The following is a 19,647-nucleotide window of genomic DNA, read 5'->3' on the forward strand; positions in this document are numbered from 1 at the left end:
AAAAATCATTAGCTTAGTTATAATATAAGAATAATATATAACTTAAAAATTATCATATGAAGATTTCAGTTGTCGGTACAGGATATGTTGGATTAGTGTCCGGTACATGTTTTTCAGAAACAGGGGTAGACGTTGTATGTGTAGATGTAAATGAGGAAAAAATTAATTTACTGAACAGTGGCGAGATACCAATTTATGAACCGGGCTTGAAAGATATCTTCACAAGGAATGTTGAAAAGAATAGATTATCCTTTACGACTAGCCTAAAAGATAGTTTGATTGATACAGAAGTTATATTTATTGCTGTTGGAACCCCACCGGATGAAGACGGAAGTGCTGATCTTAAGTATGTATTAGGTGTTGCACGTGAAATAGGACGCAACATGAATAAATACCTTGTTGTAGTAACAAAAAGTACGGTTCCGGTAGGCACATCAAAGAAAGTAAAAGCTGCAATTGCAGAAGAACTTAAAACCCGAAATGTTTCAATACCTTTTGATGTAGCTTCTAATCCTGAATTTTTAAAGGAGGGGAGTGCTGTTGACGATTTTCTTAAACCCGACCGAATTGTTGTTGGTGTAGAAACAGCCAAAGCAGAGAAGACACTTCGTAGATTGTATAAGCCTTTTTTAATGAATGGCCATCCCATTTTGTTCATGAATATTCTTTCTTCAGAAATGACAAAATATGCAGCCAACTCAATGTTGGCAACAAAAATTAGTTTTATGAACGATATCGCAAATCTTTGCGAATTGGTTGGTGCTGATGTTGATATGGTAAGAAAGGGGATTGGTTCAGACGCGAGAATTGGGAATAAATTTATTTATCCGGGTACGGGATATGGAGGATCATGTTTCCCAAAAGATGTGCAAGCTTTAGTTCGAACTGCAGATGAATATGGTCATTCTTTAGACATCTTAAAAGCGGTGGAATCTGTAAACTACCGGCAAAAAGAAATTTTGATAAAAAAAATAAAGAAACACTTTGGAGAGAATTTAAAGGGATTGAGGTTTGCGATGTGGGGACTTGCCTTTAAGCCGAAAACGGATGACATGAGAGAAGCTCCATCTCTTGTAATAATCGAAAATCTATTGAAAGAAGGAGCGAGTGTTGTTGCATACGATCCTGTAGCACAAGAGGAAGCTCATCGAATATTAGGTGATAATATAAGCTATGCAAAAGATGAGTACGATGCTTGTCTTGATGCTGATGCATTAATAATTGTTACTGAATGGTCTGAGTTTAGATCACCAAACTTCCGTGTGATTGAAAAACTAATGAAATCAAATACCATATTTGATGGGCGAAATATTTATGACCCTGAAGAAATGAGGGAGTTAAAATTTAATTATTATAGTATTGGCCGGGCAGCTGTTCTAATTTAAAACTAAAATCATGAAAAGAATACTTGTAACAGGTGGTGCGGGCTTTGTTGGTTCACATTTGTGCGAAAGATTGCTTCACGAAGGAAATGAAGTTATTTGTATGGATAACTATTTCACAGGCAAAAAGCACAAGATTTTACATTTGTTAAATCATCCCTATTTTGAAATGATCAGACATGATGTGACCATGCCTTATTTTATTGAAGTGGATGAGATTTACAACCTTGCTTGTCCGGCATCTCCGGTTCATTATCAGTACAACCCAATTAAAACGGTTAAAACTTCTGTCATGGGAGCTATTAACATGCTTGGCTTAGCCAAAAGAACAAAGGCAAAGATATTACAAGCATCAACAAGTGAGGTTTATGGTGATCCAGTGGTACATCCTCAACCCGAAAGCTATTGGGGACATGTGAATCCAATTGGCATTCGCTCTTGTTATGATGAAGGCAAACGATGCGCTGAATCTTTGTTTGTTAATTATCACGCCCAAAATAATGTACGAATCAAAATCATAAGAATATTTAATACTTATGGCCCTAAAATGGAGCCGGATGATGGCCGTGTTGTTTCCAATTTTATTGTTCAGGCATTGCAAGGACAGGACATCACAATTTTTGGAGATGGAAAACAAACGCGGAGTTTTCAATATGTTTCAGATTTGGTGGAGGGAATGATTAGAATGATGAATACAGGTGATGATTTTACAGGACCTGTAAATATTGGTAATCCTGGAGAATTCACAATGCTAGAGTTAGCAAAAAATATTATCGATTTAACAGACTCAAAATCAAAAATAATCCATTTGCCTTTGCCATCAGATGATCCAACCCAGCGTCAACCGGACATAACTTTAGCTAAAGAAAAACTAAATGGATGGGAACCAATTGTACCATTACGTGAAGGCCTCATAAAGACTATTGATTATTTTGAGAATCTTTTATCTGAAAAATAATTCGTTTTGTATTCTTTCCAAAGCCACGAAATTAATTCCTATTTATGAAAAAAGATTTTCAAGAGGTGATTCCAACAGTATTAGTTGTAGACGATAATCCTAAGAATATTCAGATTATTGCCTTGATTCTTCGCGAATTAAATTATAAGATTACAATAGCTGTTGATGGGAAAACGGCTATCGATTTAGTTGATAGAGTTAGACCCGATTTAATACTATTGGATATTATGATGCCTGGTATGGATGGATTCGAAGCCTGCAAAATAATTAAATCAAAAACTAAAAATGAGAACATCCCAATAATTTTCCTTACGGCCCTAAGCGAAAAAGTGAATATTGTAAAAGGTTTTGAGAATGGCGGTGTTGACTATATCGTTAAACCGTTTAATAAAGAAGAGTTAATTAGCAGAATAAAGACTCATTTGGAATTAAAGTTTGCAAGGGATGAAATGCAACGGATGACTACCCATTTAAGTGAGTTAAATTCTATAAAGGATAAGATGTTCTCGGTAATAGGACATGATTTACGCTCACCTATTGGCAGCATGAAAATGATTATTGACAATCTTTTGAGCAAAGCAGACAAGTATGCAGATGAGAGCTTGATTGATTCTGTTGAAATACTGTCTAAAACTTCTGATGAAGTTTTCAACCTTCTTGAAAATTTATTGTGGTGGGCAAGATCGCAAAGTAAAGCTGTTGTTATTTATCCTGAAAATCTCGAATTGGAACAAATTGTAAACAGTATCTATTACCTTAATAAAGGCAGTTTTAAACTGAAAAAAATAAACTTCAAACAAGTTGTTGATAAGGATTGCACTGTTCTGGCAGATATTAATATTTTGAAGACAATTCTTCGTAATCTATTGTCTAATGCCTTGAAGTTCACGCCGGAAGGTGGTCAGATTACATTAGAAGCTTATACCTCAGGAGAATTTGTTCAAATTTCAATTATTGATACAGGGGTTGGTATTCCTGCCGATAAAATTCCCTTGTTGTTTGATGAAAAGGGACATTTAACCACATTCGGGACCAATAATGAATCTGGAAGTGGTTTGGGCTTAAAGCTTTGTGGAGAATTCGTTAAGTCAAGTAATGGCCATATTCATGTGAAAAGTGAAATTGGACTTGGAAGTACATTTACCATCGAAATACCAAAAGGGATAACAGTTGATTGATTATAAATAGGTAAGAATCAGAAATATGAAAAAAATTTTAATTGTTGATGATAAGTCATCCATAAGCATGTTGTTAGTTCAATTCTTAAAAGAACGTTTTAAATTGGAGACAAAATCTGATGGTCTTGAAGCTCTTGCTTGGTTGCAGCAAGGAAACATTCCTGATTTGATTATTACAGATTTGCAAATGCCAAACATGGACGGTATCGGACTTATTAACAGTTTAAAAGAAAGTGGTTATTTTAAGCATATTCCAATAATTGTACTGAGTAGTAAAGACAGTAGTGCTGACCGTATTCAATGCTTAAAATTGGGAGCTGAAGATTACATGATAAAGCCATTTAATCCAGAAGAATTACAACTTCGCATTGATAAAATCTTAAATCGATAATCTCTGTGAATTTACAGTTTCAGTAAAAAAGAATCAGGAAAGTTATTCTTTAAAATTCTAAACTTTACACCATGGACAACTTAATTATCCTATACCTCAGTTCCGATTCAACTAATAAGCACTCAGCAATAACTAAGGGTATGGTTGCTGAATTTTTCATGGTGGATAATATATTTTCTGCCAACCAGTGGATTAAAGAAAATGAATTGCCGGATGCTGTTGTTTGTGATAAAAAGCTACGTGGAGGCAATGGATTCTCTTTTTACGATTTTTGGATTGAACAGTTTGATCCAAAATCAAAAATTCCATTTATTCTTATTGACGATGAAAACAATCAGGATACAATTCAAAAAGCTTTGCAGAAAGGGATAGACGATGTTTATTCGAAGCCTTTTACTATTGAAGATCTTATTCCTCGAATACTAACCTTACAAAAGGTTAAACCTCTGGCAAAAACTCAGCCGAGAACAAGTTCGACACTACCGCAGGCCTACAAAACGCCATTTTTTAAAAGAACTTTTGATATTGTGTCTGCCTCATTAGGTTTATTACTCATATCTCCAATTCTGATTTTATTTGTCATTGCTATTCGCCTGGAATCTAAAGGGAAAGTATACTATATATCTAAAAGAGTTGGTTCAGGATACAATGTTTTTGATTTTTATAAACTTAGATCGATGTTTACTGATGCCGACAAACGTTTAAAGGAACTTTCACATTTGAATCAATATCAAAATGAATCAACTGAAAATACAGATGAAAAGGATGAAGCTGTAAAAAACACTTCTGTTTCGGAATTAGATCACACAGATCAGATGTTAATTGGAGATGAAGAACAGGTTTCTGAAAAAGAACATATTTTAGCTAAGAAACAAAAGCAAGATTCTGCCTTTGTGAAATTTGAAAATGATCCTCGAATTACTAAAGTTGGTCAGATTATTCGAAAATTAAGTATTGATGAGTTACCTCAATTACTTAATGTGATTAAGGGGGATATGTCGATAGTCGGAAATCGCCCTTTACCCCTTTACGAAGCTGAACTTTTAACAACCGATGATTGGACCGAACGATTTCATGGACCGGCTGGGATTACAGGCTTATGGCAAGTGGAAGCTCGTGGTAAAACAAGTAAAATGTCTCCGGAAGAAAGAAAATCTTTGGACAATAAATATTCTGAAATTGCAAAGAGTCCTTTCTCATTTTGGAAAGACCTTTGGATAATTATACGAACAATTCCAGCAGTATTTCAAAAAGAAAATGTTTAAAGCCAAACTTATGAATAGAATAATTCCACTCTTTTTCTTATTTCAATTTTCTATATCGACAAGTGCTGTTTATTCCCAAAATTTAGATACGCTTGTTGATCAAGTTGTGCAAGGGAGTCAAATAACGGATATGTTATTACCTTTAAATTACATGCAGGAACTAGCAGTAGAAAATTCGCCACTATTAAAATTTCACGATTCTGAAATTATTATTAGTAAGCTGAAAATAAGAGCGGAGAAACGCAACTGGATGTCTACTCTTGGATTTGAAGCCAGTGCTAAATACGGTTTGTTTGATAATCTGATAATAACTGAAGACTTGGGAACAGAACAAGCTACTTCCAAAACAGAACAGACACGATATAGTGTTGGCTTATTTTTAAAAATTCCTTTAAACACTGTTGGTGATAGAACCAATGTAAGACAAGCTCGGGCAGAGTTAGAAAAGCGTAGGTATCAAAAAGAAAATAGTGTAAAGGAGTTGAGACAATTGGTTATTGTTCAGTTTAATAATGTATTAAAAAGTAATAAAAGTGTTGAAATTCGGAACAAAGCCTTCGGATTTTCGAACATGCAGATGATTAGTGTTGAAAAGGATTTTGTTAATGGTAAAATAAATATTTCGGAATATACACGTGTGAATGATATTAAAATGAATGCGGAGTTGGAGTTTGAAAAATCTAAACTTGAGCTGACAATGGCAATTCAGATATTAAGTGAAATTGTTGGCAAACCAGTAACAACTAAAAATTAGACTATTTTGAATATAATCTTCTTCATACGACTACTTCAAAAGCACTTATTATTGTTAGCTATTTTACCAATAGTTATGGTAGGTGTTGTGTTCTTCTTGACTCAGGATCAACCTAAATTGTATGATTCAAGTACCGGTATTTATACAGGTATTGCGACAGGTTCATCAATTGTTTCTCTAGAAGAATCTAAGTTGGATTTATTCGGGACAAGAATTGCATTCGATAATTTAATCAATTTAATAAAAACAAAAACAACCATTGAAGAAGTTGCTTTGCGATTATTAGCTAAACACTTGCTTTTAGATGGATCAACGCCTGATGTGATTTTACCAAAACATTATGCAGAGTTAATGGAGTTGGTTCCAGAAAAGGTAAAAGCTTTAGTTGTTAAAGGGAACCCAGAAAAAACCTATCGGAATTTATTGGCTTATAAGAATTTAGATCACAACAATTTTGTTTATGAATTGATTCACTTAAACCATAGACATTATAGTAGCAAGGAGATTCTTAAAGAAATTAAAGTAGCTAGAGTACAATCTAGTGATATGGTTATGATTTCGTTCAATACAGATGACCCAGGGATTTGTAAAAATACACTTGATTTAATTAATGAGGTCTTTGTGCGAGTATACTCCGATATAAAAGTAAATCAATCGGATGCTGTTGTTAGTTACTTTTTGAAAGAGATAGGAAATTCAGAGGATAATTTAAACGTTGCTGAAGAGGAGTTGGTAGAGTTTAATAAGGCTCACAATATTATTAATTACTACGAACAAACCCGACATATTGCATCAGAAAAAGAACATTTTGATCTTAGATATACCGAAATTAAAATGAACCATATGGCCGTTGTGTCGGTTCTTCGTCTTTTGGAAAATAGAATGACTAAGGGGAATCAAAGGAGATTGAATAGTACTGAAATATTGGCTTTACGAAAGAGTCTATCGGAAATTGAGCATCGCATTTGGATGAAATCAAACTATGCAGGAGTAAATGAATTGAGTTCCAAACAAGATTCAACAGACTTGGTAGACTTGAAGGGCGAATCGATGATTATTGAGCAACAGCTAAAAAAAATGGTTGCGTCTCAATACGAAATGGATAATAGTAAGGAAGGATTAAATGGAAATACGATATTGGATCGTTGGATTGAAAAGATTATTGAGTTTGAATCTTCAAAAGCTCAATTGGAAGTTGGTGATCAAATTAAAATAGAATTTGATGATTTATTCAAATTATATGCGCCTTTGGGGGCAACAATGAAAAGACTGGAACGTAAAATCGATGTTGCTGAACAAAAATATTTATCCCTATTAGAGAGTTTAAACAAAGCAAAGTTAAAGCAACAAAATGTCGAGCTGAATTCAAATCTTAAAATTGTAACACCTCCATTTTTCCCTATTGAAGCAAGAGCGAGTAAAAGAAAATTCCTTTTGATAATTGCATTCATGATTGGATTTGTGATTCCTGTATTTTTTATCATCGTATTGGAATTTATAGACTCAAGTATTAAGACAGTAGTAAGGGCCGAAGACATGATTGGAATGAACGTTTTGTCAATGTTTCCAAATTTATTGTTGAAAAATAAGAATACGGATTTGGAACTGGTGAAAAACAAAACCTTAAATGTTCTTGTACGAAAGTTATTGTTATTGAAATCTGTTAATCAGGAAGATAAAAAAACAGTTCAAGTAAGCGTATTTAGTAATCAGAAGGGGGAAGGAAAAAGCTTTGTGTTTGATATGTTGGTAGACCGTTTGCATAATTTAGGTTATAAAGTTTTGTCTTTACAAAATGGAAATGCTGATGAAACCAAATCAAGTACTTTCTACAATTATTCAATTACTCCTGGTTTTCACAAGATTAAAAATATCAGCGAATTATGTGGCGAGTCTAGTCAAATTAAAAAGGAAGATTTTGATTATGTATTTGTTGAGTTGCCGGGGATAATGAATGATTCATATCCTGTAGAACTCGTTAGTGATTCTGATTATTCGATTATGTTCGTGCGTGCAAATAGAGCTTGGTCACTTGCCGATCAGAATTCGCTAAAAGATTATGCGTCGGTTTCAAAAGAAGATTCCATTAAAGTGTTATTGAATGGTGTAGAATTACCCGAAATGGAAACTATTTTAGGTGATCTTCCAAAGGAAAGATCTTTTATCCGAAGGATCGGGAAAAATGTATTAAGACTAAGGTTTTATACTAAAAAAAATATTTCATAAATATGATAGGAGAATTATACAAAAGATATTCCACTTAAAAAATAGGATAAAGTAAATGAAGGTAAATCAATTAAAAGTTGGAGCGATATTATCCTATGTAGTAATGGGGTTAAGCAATCTGGTTGGATTGCTATATACACCTTACCTTTTGCGCATGATGGGACAGAGTGAATATGGTCTTTATTCACTTGTTGCATCGGTAGTTGCTTATCTAACTATTCTTGATTTAGGCTTCGGAAATACTATTATAAGATATACGGCCAAATTTCGTTCTGAAGGGAAGACCGAGGAACAATATTCCATGTTTGGAATGTTTGTGATTCTCTATTCTTTTATAGGTTTTATTGTCTTTATTTTTGGTATGATATTGTATTACAATATCGATAAATTGTATGGGGCGACATTAACTTTAGAGGAATTAGATAAGGTGCACACTCTTGTTTTGCTTATGGTTTTTAACCTTGTCTTTACTTTTCCTGTTAGTATATTCGGGTCTATTGTTACTGCATATGAGAAGTTTATTTTTCAGAAAGTAATTCAGATTGTTCGGATTATACTAAATACCTTAATCATGATTGCTCTTTTAAAAATGGGATATCGAGCAATTGGAATGGTTGTTTTAATTACAATATTTAATGTGGTTACTCAACTAGTGAATTTATGGTATTGCAAGTATCGAATTAAGATCAAATTGTATTTTAAAAAATTCGAATGGGGATTTTTTAAAGAATTGGCAGGATATTCTTTTTACATCTTTTTAGGTGCGATTATAGACCGTATGTATTGGAGTACCGGGCAACTTGTTTTAGGTGCTAATGTTGGTACTGCAGCAGTAGCTATTTTTGCTGTGGGAATTCAATTGGAGCAGATGTATATGGGATTCTCAACAGCTATTTCTGGTGTTTTTCTTCCGAAAGTAACAGCTATGGTTTCTAAATCAGAATCCAATAAAGAAATTTCAGATTTATTTATACGTACCGGCAGAATCCAGTTTATTGTTATGGCATTTGTACTTGCAGGATTCGTTTTATTTGGACGTCAATTTATCCATTTGTGGGCTGGAGAGGATTACTCGGATACATATATTATCACATTATTATTTTTTATTCCACTAACCATTCCTCTGATTCAGAATTTGGGAATTACAATTTTACAGGCTCGTAATCGAATTAAATTTCGGGCGCTGTTGTATTTAGGGATAGCAGTTTTTAGTGTTGCATTACAATTATTATTGGTGGAAAAATACGGTGGAATAGGTTGTGCTATCGCTATTAGCGCTGGTTTGATTCTGGGACATATTTTGATCATGAATATCTATTATTTCAAACGTCAGGAAATTGATATTCCTAAATTTTGGAGAGAAATAGGTAAGATGTCTATTTCACCTCTCATTTTGGGAATACTCACATTTTTAATTATTCAAAAATTTCAATTAGACTCCGTTATAAGCCTTTCAATAGGAATTGTCTTATTCTCGATAGTGTATCTTCCTTTGTTTTGGTTTACATCCATGAATAAGTATGAACGTGATTTATTATACAAACCAATTCAATCAGTGATGCTTAAATTAAAATCCCAAGCAGGATTACCACCAAAAGCGTAAACTGAATAGGATTACTAATAACTACTTAAAGGGACTATATATGGCATCGTTTAAAGACAAAATAAAGAACCTGTTGCCTCAGAAACTATTATACATGTATTATCTGAAAACAGCGAAAAAAGCTTGCATGTATGATATTAAAAGACGTGTTCACGATAAGGTTTACAATGACTCCAACGCTGAGAAGGTGAAAAGGGATTTGGCTCTTGCATATCATATTGTTGAGAAAGGATTGACCATGCCGGAACCACGACCTGGTTTTGGAAAAGCTGTTGTTTTGAGCCTTATTGGTACGGTTGAAAAATATTTGGAGCTGAATTTACCGAATAACGATTTGGAGTTCACTCAATCTGTTTCAGTATTAAAAGAATACTTGGAATTTCATGATGATATTAATTTTCAGTTGGACATTGAATTAGCAGGGAAATTAGAAAATATCAAATCGCAATTTCCAAATGTTGAAGGTTTAAAACAGATCAAAATCAGTAAAAAAGATTATTTTTCAAATATAAATGAGTCGTTTGAAAAGTTCTGTAAATCAAGATATTCAGTTCGGAATTATACCAATGAGGAAATACCTCTGCCTTTATTGTATGATTGTATTGATCTGGCACAAAGGTCACCCTCTTTTTGTAACCGACAGCCTAGTCGTGTACATATCGTAAAATCTGCTGAAAATAAAAAAGCAATTCTTGAAATACAGAATGGAAACAGAGGTTTTGGACACTTAGCTGAAACTTTACTGCTTGTAAGTTCTGTGATATCAACCACCAAAGATATTCACGAGAGGTTTGAAAATCATTTAAATGGAGGCCTGTTTAGTATGACCTTATTGAATGCATTGCATTTTAATGAAATTGGTGCTTGCTCTTTAAACTGGAGTGTTTCAGAGGATAAGGATTTAAAATTGCGATCGATAATTGATATTCCCGAGAATGAGGTTGTTTTGATGATTATTGCATGTGGTTATCTGCCAGATGAATTTGCGATTGCATCTTCACCAAGGAAAAGTGCGCAGGAAATTACCGTTGCTCACTAACAATGCAAGCAAGATTTGAAGTTTGACTTTAAAGTAATAATTCAAGCAATACAGTTATGAAAATAGGAATTATAACACTGCCGTTTAATTGGAACTATGGAGGGATACTGCAAACATATGCTTTGCAATCTGCATTAAAGAAAATTGGGCACGAGTCTTATACTATAAACAGGAATACAGAACCAATGTCTTTAAAGCTTAAGGTTCTTTCTTATATAAGGAGATCAATACTGAAGACTTTGTTTCGGAAGGATGTTGTTGTTCGAACCTGGCCTACCAAAGAGGAAGAGAAAACGATAAGACAGCATACAGATCGTTTTATACGCGAAAATATCAAGATCACAGATTTACTAAAATCAGAAAAAGAGTTTAAGAATCTGGCCAAGTACGATTTTAGCGCTTATGTTATTGGAAGTGATCAGGTTTGGAGACCAAAATATTCACCAATAATTGAAAATCACTTTTTAAAGTTTATACCTTCAAATGATAAAAGTAAGCGCATAGCCTATGCCGCTTCATTTGGTGTAGATAACTGGGAGTTTACCCCAAGTCAAACTAAAGCTTGCGCTGATTTGGCAAAGCAATTTGATTCTATTTCGGTAAGGGAAGATTCCGGAGTTGCACTTTGTAAAAAACATCTAAATGTTGATGCTGATGTTACACTGGATCCAACCTTGTTAATTGATAAAGAAGAATACATTAAGCTGGTTGGAAAAGATGGAATTCCAAAATTATCAGGGACTCTTTTAAATTACATTTTAGATCTGTCACCAGATAAAAAGAAGATTCTTGATCAAGCTATTGAAGAATTAGGTATTAAACCTGTTTCAATCATGCCAAAAGGTACTTTTCGTGAGTCGGGGAAAAATAGACTGGATGATTGTATTTGTCCTCCGGTTACAAATTGGCTACGTGGGTTTATGGATGCTGAATTTGTGATTACCGATTCCTTCCATGGGACGGTATTTTCTATCATTTTTAATAAACCATTTCTTGCTATTGGTAATGCGAAACGAGGTATAACTCGTTTTAGTTCATTACTTAAGATTCTTGGTTTAGAAGACCGGTTAATATTGAAATATGACGAGAGTATTTTAGAAAAGATAAAAACACCAATTGATTACGAAAAAGTTAATAGAATACTCAATATAAAGAAAAAAGAAGCATATCAATTTTTAGAAAAATCATTAAGTAATTGACTTGTTAGAAGATATTTATACTCTATTGTAGAATTGAATGGACAATATTTTTGAAGAAAAACATGGTAATCAGCTTTTAAAAAAGCCACAATATCTTTTCGGTATGCTTCTGCTCATGCTGATAATTGGTTATGTGGTTGCTAAAGGTGGTATGGTATCTGGAATTGGAATTCTGGCTATGCCAATTATTGTTAGCTATGTTTATCTCATTTTTGCCATTCCAAAAACCGGAATAATTGGTATTTATATTTTAAATTTTGTTGCCATTGGAATTGTTCGATACGTGAAGGGTGTTCCACTTGGATTAACTATCGATGCGCAGTTTTTATTGATTTATTTAGCCCTGTTCTTTAAGAGTTTTTTTTATAAAATACCATGGAGTAATGCAAAGAATGATCTTGTTCTTCTAGCCGCTATTTGGTATGGATATGCACTCGTTCAAATGGTAAATCCTGAGGCAGCAAGTCGTGTTGCCTGGTTTTATGCTATGCGAAGTGTGTCCTTATACATGCTTTTTACAGTTCCATTGATATTTATCCTTTTCAATAAGAAAAAGGATTTGGAATTGCTGTTTAAAATATGGGCTATTCTGTCAATCTTAGGAACAATTAAAGGCATATTTCAGAAGAATTTTGGTGTTGATCCATTCGAACAAGCTTGGCTCGATGCAGGGAATGCAAGCACTCATCTTCTATTCGGTAAACTCCGGGTATTTTCTTTTTATTCCGATGCCGGGCAATTTGGTGCCGCACAAGGTCATGCAGGAGTCGTATTTCTAATCCTAGCACTAAATCAGAAGCGTTCACGACAGCTTAAAATATTTTATATCGTAGCGGGAGTATTGGGTTTGTACGGATTATTGATATCTGGAACCCGGGGAGCAATTGCTGTACCAGTAATGGGATTTGCACTTTACACCGTGTTAAGAAAGCAGATAAAAGTAGTTGCTTTAGGTGCTATCATGGGAATTAGTCTGTTGGTATTTTTTAAATACACCACAATCGCGCAAGGGAATCCTACGGTTCGAAGAATGAGAACCGCATTCGATCCGAATAATCCTTCGCTGTTGGTTCGACTTGAGAATCAAAGGAAATTGAAATCATATTTGGCATCTCGGCCTTTGGGCGGAGGGATAGGTTCTGCCGGTAATTGGGGATTACGTTTTACACCTAATACATTTTTGGCCAGAACACCAACCGATAGTTGGTATGTAATGATATGGGCAGAACAAGGTATAGTTGGATTAATGCTACACTTATTCATATTGTTTTACATCCTGTCAAAATCTGTATATATAATAATGTTTAAGCTCAAAGATGAGGAGATAAAAGCAATGATGAGTGCTCTGGTGAGTGGGCTTTTCGGCATTATGGCCGCATCTTATGGCAATGGAGTGTTGGGACAAATGCCAACAGGTTTATTAATATATTCCAGTATGGCCTACTTGTTCTTAGGCAAGAAGTTGGAAGAGGAAAATATAGCTCTAAACTCGAAAGAGCAACTTGAGTTATCTCAAAGCAATAAATAGGACTATTTTAAAAATATAAGTTATTGATTTAATCAATGATTCAGAATAGCAGATTTGTTTATAAACTGGCGACTAATTAAAATTTTAAAATTATGGAATACAGGAATATATCAGATTTAAATCAAATTATACTAAAAAGGCTTGATGTACTTCCACGCGATTTTGACCTAATTGTTGGAATCCCAAGAAGTGGTATGTTGCCTGCAAATTTATTAGCGCTCTACCTTAATAAACCTTATACAGATATCGATTCTTTTTTAAACGGTCATGTATATAAATCGGGTGAAAGAGGTCAATTTTTCGATATCAAAGAATTTAAAAAGGTTCTTGTTGTGGATGATAGTATTGCTTCCGGATCAGCAATGAAGAAAAGCCAAAAGAAATTGGAAGAGGTTGCTGGCAATTTCGATTTAAAATATTGTGCCATTTATGTGGTTCCTGGTAAAGAGAAATTAGTTGATTATTACTTCGAATCGGTTCCATTACCTCGTTATTTTCAGTGGAATATTTTCAATCATACAACACTTGAAAAGGCATGTTTCGATATTGACGGCGTGTTATGTATTGATCCAACAGAGGAACAGAATGATGATGGCGAAAAATACACCGATTTTGTTTTAAATGCTCCACCACTATATATTCCTGGCGCTAAAATTGGAACCATTGTAACATCTCGTCTTGAGAAGTATAGAAAAGAAACTGAGATTTGGTTGGATAAACACAATGTGAAGTACAACAAGCTTGTAATGCTCGACCTTCCAAATAAGGAGGCACGACAAAAAGCAAATAGTCATGGACAACACAAGGCTAAAACATATGCGTCTGAACCTTATGTTTTAATGATTGAAAGCGATTTGGTTCAATCAATAGAAATTAATCGTTTGACCAAAAAACCAGTTTTGTGTACAGCAAATTTTGAAATGATTTTTGATTCACAATCACTTAAGTATAACATTAAAAGTGGGAAGCATTTTCCTTTTTTAAGAAAAATAGCATTGAAAATTCGTGACAAAATGAGAGGTAACTAGTTTGTTGTTTACAAGCATTTAGGATTAATTCGAACACTAAAATTGTTAGTATGGGTAACAAAAAAAATATAGTTTGTGTTTCAAATACAACTTGGGAAGGATTTTATACAAAATCTACAGTTCAGCTTGTTTCACTTCTTGCCAAGTCAAATAACTTACTCTTTGTAGAGTATCCATTTACTATAAAGGATTTGATTTTCACTCTACTAGGAAAAGGGAGAACGCCGGTTGCCCGAATGCTTGGATTAAAAAGCAGACTGGTGAAAAAGAATTCTACGTTTAATACTGAGGTAAATCATTTGGTTTTACCGCCATTATTACCTTTTGCTTTTTTTAAGAATGAGAGTTTGTATCATTTTTTCTTGAACCTAAACAGTTTCTTTTACGCCAGATCTATAAAAAGGGCTTTGCGTAAATTGAAAATGACTGAACCTATTGCAGTAAATGCTTACAATGCGATTTATGGAAACAGTTTAGTGGGTAAATTAGGAGAGGAACTGAATATCTATTATTGTTACGATGGACCCGATGTCAGGCGATATGGAGATCGAGCTACTCTTGCCGATCATTCTTATGCCCAAAAGGTTGATGGAGTTATTACAACTTCAGATTTTTTAGCTGCATCCATGAAGCATCTAAATGAAAAAATAATGGTGGTAAAGAATGGTGTGGATTTTAATGTTTTCAATAAATCGGCGAAAACAGAATTGACCAATTCAGCTAAAAAGAAAGTTGGCTATATCGGAAGCCTGGATCATAGATTTGATTTGGAAACAGTAGAGTACACAATACAAAAATTATCGGATTTTGATTTTGAATTTGTAGGTGATTTAATGAACGAAAAAATTCGTGATGTTTTATGTCACTACCCAAATGTGAGTTTTCTGCCTCCTGTTAAACCACATGAAGTACCAGATCTTTTGAAAAAATGCGATGTTGGATTAATTCCGTATTTGTGCACTGAATACACTAAAAACATCTATCCTTTAAAAATTAATGAATACTTATCTGTCGGTGTACCAGTGGTTCTAACTTCATTTGCCAATTTACCTGAGTTTAATGAGATTGTAAATTTTACAACTAATAAAGAAGCATTTTGTGAGGCCATTCAATCGGTTATTGAATCGGATAATGTCGAGAAAATTAACAAACGAATTGAATTTGCTAAAGAAAACTCTTGGGAGAGCAGGGCAATTGATTTTGAACAAATTATTGATGAACTCGTAATGGATAGTAAGGGGTCGAATTAGTTTCTACACAATAACTAAAGAACATGGAAATACTTGATATTCTTATATATATAATTGAGATAGTGCTTTATATTTACTTTGGAATAGCTGCGCTGTATATTTTTATTTTTGCATTTGCAGGGGTGTTCCCATACAAGCAGAAATTAGCTCTAAAAACGACAAACCGAAAATTTGCAGTACTCATTCCTGGTTACAAAGAAGATTCGGTGATTATTGATGTGGCTAAAGATGCATTGCAGCAGAATTATTCTAACGATCACTATGATGTTGTTGTGATTGCTGATTCCTTTCAGGCTGAAACGCTTAAAAGTTTAAAGGAGTTGCCAATAAAAGTTGTGGAGGTATCTTTTGATGTGAGCACAAAGTCGAAAGCTTTGAATAAAGCAATGCAAGTAATTGGCGACGAGTATGATGTTGCTTTAGTATTGGATGCCGATAATTTGATGGCGGAAGATTTTATATCGAAAGTAAATAATGCTTTTGATAATGGTTTTACCGTAGTGCAAGGTCACCGAGCAGCAAAAAATGTAAATACATCATTCGCAATACTAGATGCAATTAGTGAAGAGGTGAACAATCATATTTTTCGGAAAGGGCATCGCGTATTGGGCTTTTCATCGGCACTGATAGGCTCCGGAATGGCGTTTGACTATCAATTTTTTAAAGAAACCATGAGTCAGGTTAATGCCATTGGTGGTTTCGATAAAGAGTTGGAATTGAGATTATTGAAAGATCGAAAAAAAATAGAATATTTACATGATGCTTTGGTTTTAGATGAAAAAGTTCAAAAATCAGAAGTGTTTGCTAATCAGCGAAAGCGTTGGCTATCTGCTCAATTCATTTATTTTGCACGATATTTTTTTCCAGGTTTATACCATTTATTATTTAAAGGGAATTTTGACTTTTTTGATAAAGTGTATCAGATGGTCTCTCCTCCAAGGATATTATTATTAGGCTTGGTTGGTATTATTACTGGATTCTATACTTGTATCTGGTTTTTGCTTCCTGATAGTGGTTTTGTTCAATTTACAATACTTGATTGGTTGCCTGTTTTTGCAATGGTTGTTTTGGCATTTATAGTAAGCATACCTCGTAAATTTTACAACAGGAAAACCTTAGTGGCCGTTTTAACTTTGCCCAAAGCATTCTTTTTAATGTTTGTCTCACTTTTTAAGTTAAAAGGCGCAAATAAGAAATTTATCCATACAAAACATGGTGTGAACAACTAAAACTTGATTTTATGAAAATTGGTATTGAAGGTCAGAGGCTTTATCGAAAGAAAAAACATGGTATGGATATGGTTGCTCTCGAATTGATTAAGAATTTGCAATTGATTGATAAAGAGAATGAATATGTCATTTTTGTTAAGCCAGATGAAGATAATACTTGTATTCCTAAAGCAGATAATTTTAAAATTATAGAATTAGGAGGAGGACCTTATCCTATATGGGAGCAATTTGCATTACCAAAAGCAGCTAAAGCGGAAGGTTGCGATATTCTACATTGTACCAGCAATACAGGTCCATTGAGATCAGAGGTTCCTTTGGTTACAATTTTGCATGATATCATTTATTTAGAGAGTGTTAGTATTTTTAAGAAAGGCGGTACCTGGTATCAAAAAATAGGAAATATGTATCGCAGGTGGGTTGTGCCACCAGTTGCAAGAAAAAGCAAAAGAGTTTCTACAGTCTCGAATTTTGAGAAAGATAGAATAAAGAATTTCATGGGCTTAGGGGATAATTTGGTGGCTATACACAATGGCGTTGGCGAGCATTTTACTCCAGTAAACAAGAAGGAAATATTGGATGAAGCTAAGCTACGTTACAAACTGCCAGATAACTTTATGTTTTTCTTGGGAAATACAGATCCTAAAAAGAATACACCTAACGTTCTAAAGGCATTTGCTGAGTTTAATGCTACAAGCCCAATTAAGTATAAATTGGTAATGCTGGATTATGAGGAAAATGCGCTTCGAAAAATTCTATCAGATATAGGATATCCAGAACTTAGAAATGATATCCACCTAACGGGATACGTAGTAAACACAGATTTACCTGCAATTATTAGCCAATGTAAAGTGTTTTTATATCCTTCATTACGAGAGAGTTTTGGAATTCCAATATTGGAAGGAATGGCTTGTGGTGTTCCGGTTATTACTTCAAATACGTCATCGATGCCTGAAATAGCTGGAGATGCAGCATTAATTGTTGATCCATATAAGAGTGAGGAAATTAAGCTTGCCATTAGCAAAATATTGAACGATGATGCCTATAGAACTGAACTTTGTAAAAAGGGAATTGAACGAGCTAAATTGTTTTCCTGGAAGAATATGGCTGTTGAATATTTGAAACTCTACAAGGAAGTATATGCAGAAATAAATGAACCCGTAAAAAGCTAAAAAGAAAGCTTTACTCCATTTTTTTAATGATTGAACTTAAAACTACTATACTTATGGCATACATAGAAATTATATTTTGGGTAGCCCTTTTTATTATTTTTTACTCGTATTTAGGCTACGGAATTTTACTTTATTTTATCATTAAGCTGAGAAGAATATTTGGTTTGGCTAAGAAATTTGAAGGCAATGATGATTATCAACCAGAGGTAACTCTTTTTGTTGCTGCTTTCAATGAAAAAGATTACGTAGATGAAAAAGTAAAGAACTCAAAAAGTCTGAAGTATCCACAAGATAAAGTAAAACAGGTTTGGGTAACCGATGGTTCGGATGATGGAACTCCGGAGATATTAAGAAAATATGATGGAGTGGAAGTTTATCACGAAGATGCACGAGGAGGTAAAATTGGTGCAATGAATCGTGGAATGCAATTTGTAAAATCACCAATTGTAATTTTTTCGGATGGAAATACTACTTTGGGTGAAGATTCTATTCAAGAGATCGTTAATCTTTTTAAAGACCCAAAAGTAGGTTGTGTTTCAGGAGAGAAGCGAATTTATCAGAAAGATTCCGATGCTGCAGCTGGTGCCGGAGAAGGTTTGTATTGGAAATATGAATCAACATTAAAAAAATGGGATGCGGAATGGTATTCTGTTGTTGGTGCAGCTGGTGAATTGTTTGCTATTAGAACTGAGCTGTGGGAAGAGGTAGAGAAAGATACTTTGCTTGATGATTTTATTATCTCATTACGAGTTGCAATGTCAGGATACACGATTCAGTATAATCCCAATGCTTATGCAATTGAAACAGCATCAGCCAATGTTAAGGAAGAATTAAAACGTAAAATTCGTATATCTGCAGGAGGAATTCAGTCTGTAGTGAGATTGAGTCCACTTTTGAATTTGTTTAAATATGGACGACTTTCATTTCAATACATTTCGCATAGAGTACTGCGATGGACCTTAACTCCTTTATTATTGTTGGTGATTATTCCACTCAATTTTATGTTGGCCTATAATTCAGGAATGAATCCAATGAACATTTATACACTTCTGTTTTATGCACAGATTGTCTTTTACGCAGCCGCTTTAATTGGTTGGTTTCTTGAGAATAGAAGAATTAAGGTCAAAGCACTCTTTGTACCTTACTACTTTTTCATCATGAACCTTTCGGTATTCTTGGGCTTTCGCCGATATATAAAAGGAAATCAATCCGTGAAGTGGGAAAGAGCTAAACGTGGTTAAACAGAAAATTCAGGCACTCTTTTTCATTCATAAAGATCTACAAAACTGATTAAAAAAGGAATGCCTTCCATCTTATTTTCGACTTGATCCTTTACTCATCAATTTACGGATCAAGTCGAAAAGTTATGGAAAAAGGTGTTAGATTTTCATCTTTGCATGAAAACAATTCCTCACAACAATGACAGATAAGGAAAGCTACGAACAATT

The 19,647-nt window shown here is 34.0% G+C and carries 16 protein-coding genes; all 16 read left to right on the top strand.

What is annotated here, in order from left to right; all coding sequences use genetic code 11:
- Positions 1–56: 56 nt before the first annotated feature.
- The 16 genes from ALGA_RS10770 to ALGA_RS10845 all read left to right on the top strand — a co-directional run bounded on the left by ALGA_RS10770 (position 57) and on the right by ALGA_RS10845 (position 19,440).
- Positions 57–1,385, top strand: coding sequence for a UDP-glucose dehydrogenase family protein (locus ALGA_RS10770; RefSeq protein ID WP_096429308.1), 1,329 nt, complete (start codon positions 57–59; stop codon positions 1,383–1,385).
- A gap of 10 nt (positions 1,386–1,395) precedes the next feature.
- Entirely contained in the window at positions 1,396–2,340 is a 945-nt protein-coding gene (locus ALGA_RS10775) for a UDP-glucuronic acid decarboxylase family protein (RefSeq protein WP_096429309.1), read from the top strand.
- Positions 2,341–2,384: 44 nt separating this feature from the next.
- The gene (locus ALGA_RS10780) at positions 2,385–3,518 is read left to right on the top strand and encodes a hybrid sensor histidine kinase/response regulator (RefSeq protein ID WP_096429310.1); all 1,134 of its coding nucleotides are present in this window, start codon (positions 2,385–2,387) and stop codon (positions 3,516–3,518) included.
- Between the two features lie 25 nt (positions 3,519–3,543).
- Entirely contained in the window at positions 3,544–3,909 is a 366-nt protein-coding gene (locus ALGA_RS10785; RefSeq protein WP_096429311.1) for a response regulator transcription factor, read from the top strand.
- A 71-nt stretch (positions 3,910–3,980) separates the two neighbouring features.
- Positions 3,981–5,174, top strand: coding sequence for a sugar transferase (locus tag ALGA_RS23380; protein ID WP_096429312.1), 1,194 nt, complete (start codon positions 3,981–3,983; stop codon positions 5,172–5,174).
- Between the two features lie 10 nt (positions 5,175–5,184).
- Positions 5,185–5,928 (top strand): TolC family protein, encoded by a 744-nt coding sequence (locus tag ALGA_RS10795; RefSeq protein WP_162845430.1) that lies wholly within the window; start codon positions 5,185–5,187, stop codon positions 5,926–5,928.
- A gap of 6 nt (positions 5,929–5,934) precedes the next feature.
- Positions 5,935–8,154: a GumC family protein gene (locus ALGA_RS10800; RefSeq protein ID WP_145957614.1), complete on the top strand. Its 2,220-nt coding sequence runs from the start codon at positions 5,935–5,937 to the stop codon at positions 8,152–8,154.
- 55 nt (positions 8,155–8,209) lie between these two features.
- The gene (locus ALGA_RS10805) at positions 8,210–9,757 is read left to right on the top strand and encodes an oligosaccharide flippase family protein (RefSeq protein ID WP_096429315.1); all 1,548 of its coding nucleotides are present in this window, start codon (positions 8,210–8,212) and stop codon (positions 9,755–9,757) included.
- Positions 9,758–9,797: 40 nt separating this feature from the next.
- Positions 9,798–10,796, top strand: coding sequence for a nitroreductase family protein (locus ALGA_RS10810; protein ID WP_096429316.1), 999 nt, complete (start codon positions 9,798–9,800; stop codon positions 10,794–10,796).
- A 56-nt stretch (positions 10,797–10,852) separates the two neighbouring features.
- On the top strand, positions 10,853–11,995 hold the full coding sequence (locus tag ALGA_RS10815; protein ID WP_096429317.1) for a polysaccharide pyruvyl transferase family protein: 1,143 nt from the start codon (positions 10,853–10,855) through the stop codon (positions 11,993–11,995).
- A gap of 37 nt (positions 11,996–12,032) precedes the next feature.
- Positions 12,033–13,523 (top strand): O-antigen ligase family protein, encoded by a 1,491-nt coding sequence (locus ALGA_RS10820; protein WP_188115972.1) that lies wholly within the window; start codon positions 12,033–12,035, stop codon positions 13,521–13,523.
- 92 nt (positions 13,524–13,615) lie between these two features.
- Positions 13,616–14,551 (top strand): phosphoribosyltransferase family protein, encoded by a 936-nt coding sequence (locus tag ALGA_RS10825; RefSeq protein WP_096429318.1) that lies wholly within the window; start codon positions 13,616–13,618, stop codon positions 14,549–14,551.
- Between the two features lie 50 nt (positions 14,552–14,601).
- Positions 14,602–15,801, top strand: coding sequence for a glycosyltransferase (locus ALGA_RS10830; protein ID WP_096429319.1), 1,200 nt, complete (start codon positions 14,602–14,604; stop codon positions 15,799–15,801).
- Between the two features lie 23 nt (positions 15,802–15,824).
- On the top strand, positions 15,825–17,030 hold the full coding sequence (locus ALGA_RS10835) for a glycosyltransferase (protein WP_096429320.1): 1,206 nt from the start codon (positions 15,825–15,827) through the stop codon (positions 17,028–17,030).
- An 11-nt stretch (positions 17,031–17,041) separates the two neighbouring features.
- A complete protein-coding gene (locus ALGA_RS10840) occupies positions 17,042–18,199 on the top strand; it encodes a glycosyltransferase family 4 protein (RefSeq protein ID WP_096429321.1) in 1,158 nt (385 codons plus the stop codon).
- A gap of 53 nt (positions 18,200–18,252) precedes the next feature.
- Positions 18,253–19,440 carry a glycosyltransferase family 2 protein gene (locus tag ALGA_RS10845; RefSeq protein ID WP_096429322.1) on the top strand — a complete coding sequence of 396 codons (1,188 nt, stop codon included), beginning with the start codon at positions 18,253–18,255 and terminating at the stop codon, positions 19,438–19,440.
- Positions 19,441–19,647: the final 207 nt, after the last annotated feature.

This window comes from Labilibaculum antarcticum, assembly GCF_002356295.1.
In the GTDB taxonomy this organism is placed as follows: domain Bacteria; phylum Bacteroidota; class Bacteroidia; order Bacteroidales; family Marinifilaceae; genus Labilibaculum; species Labilibaculum antarcticum.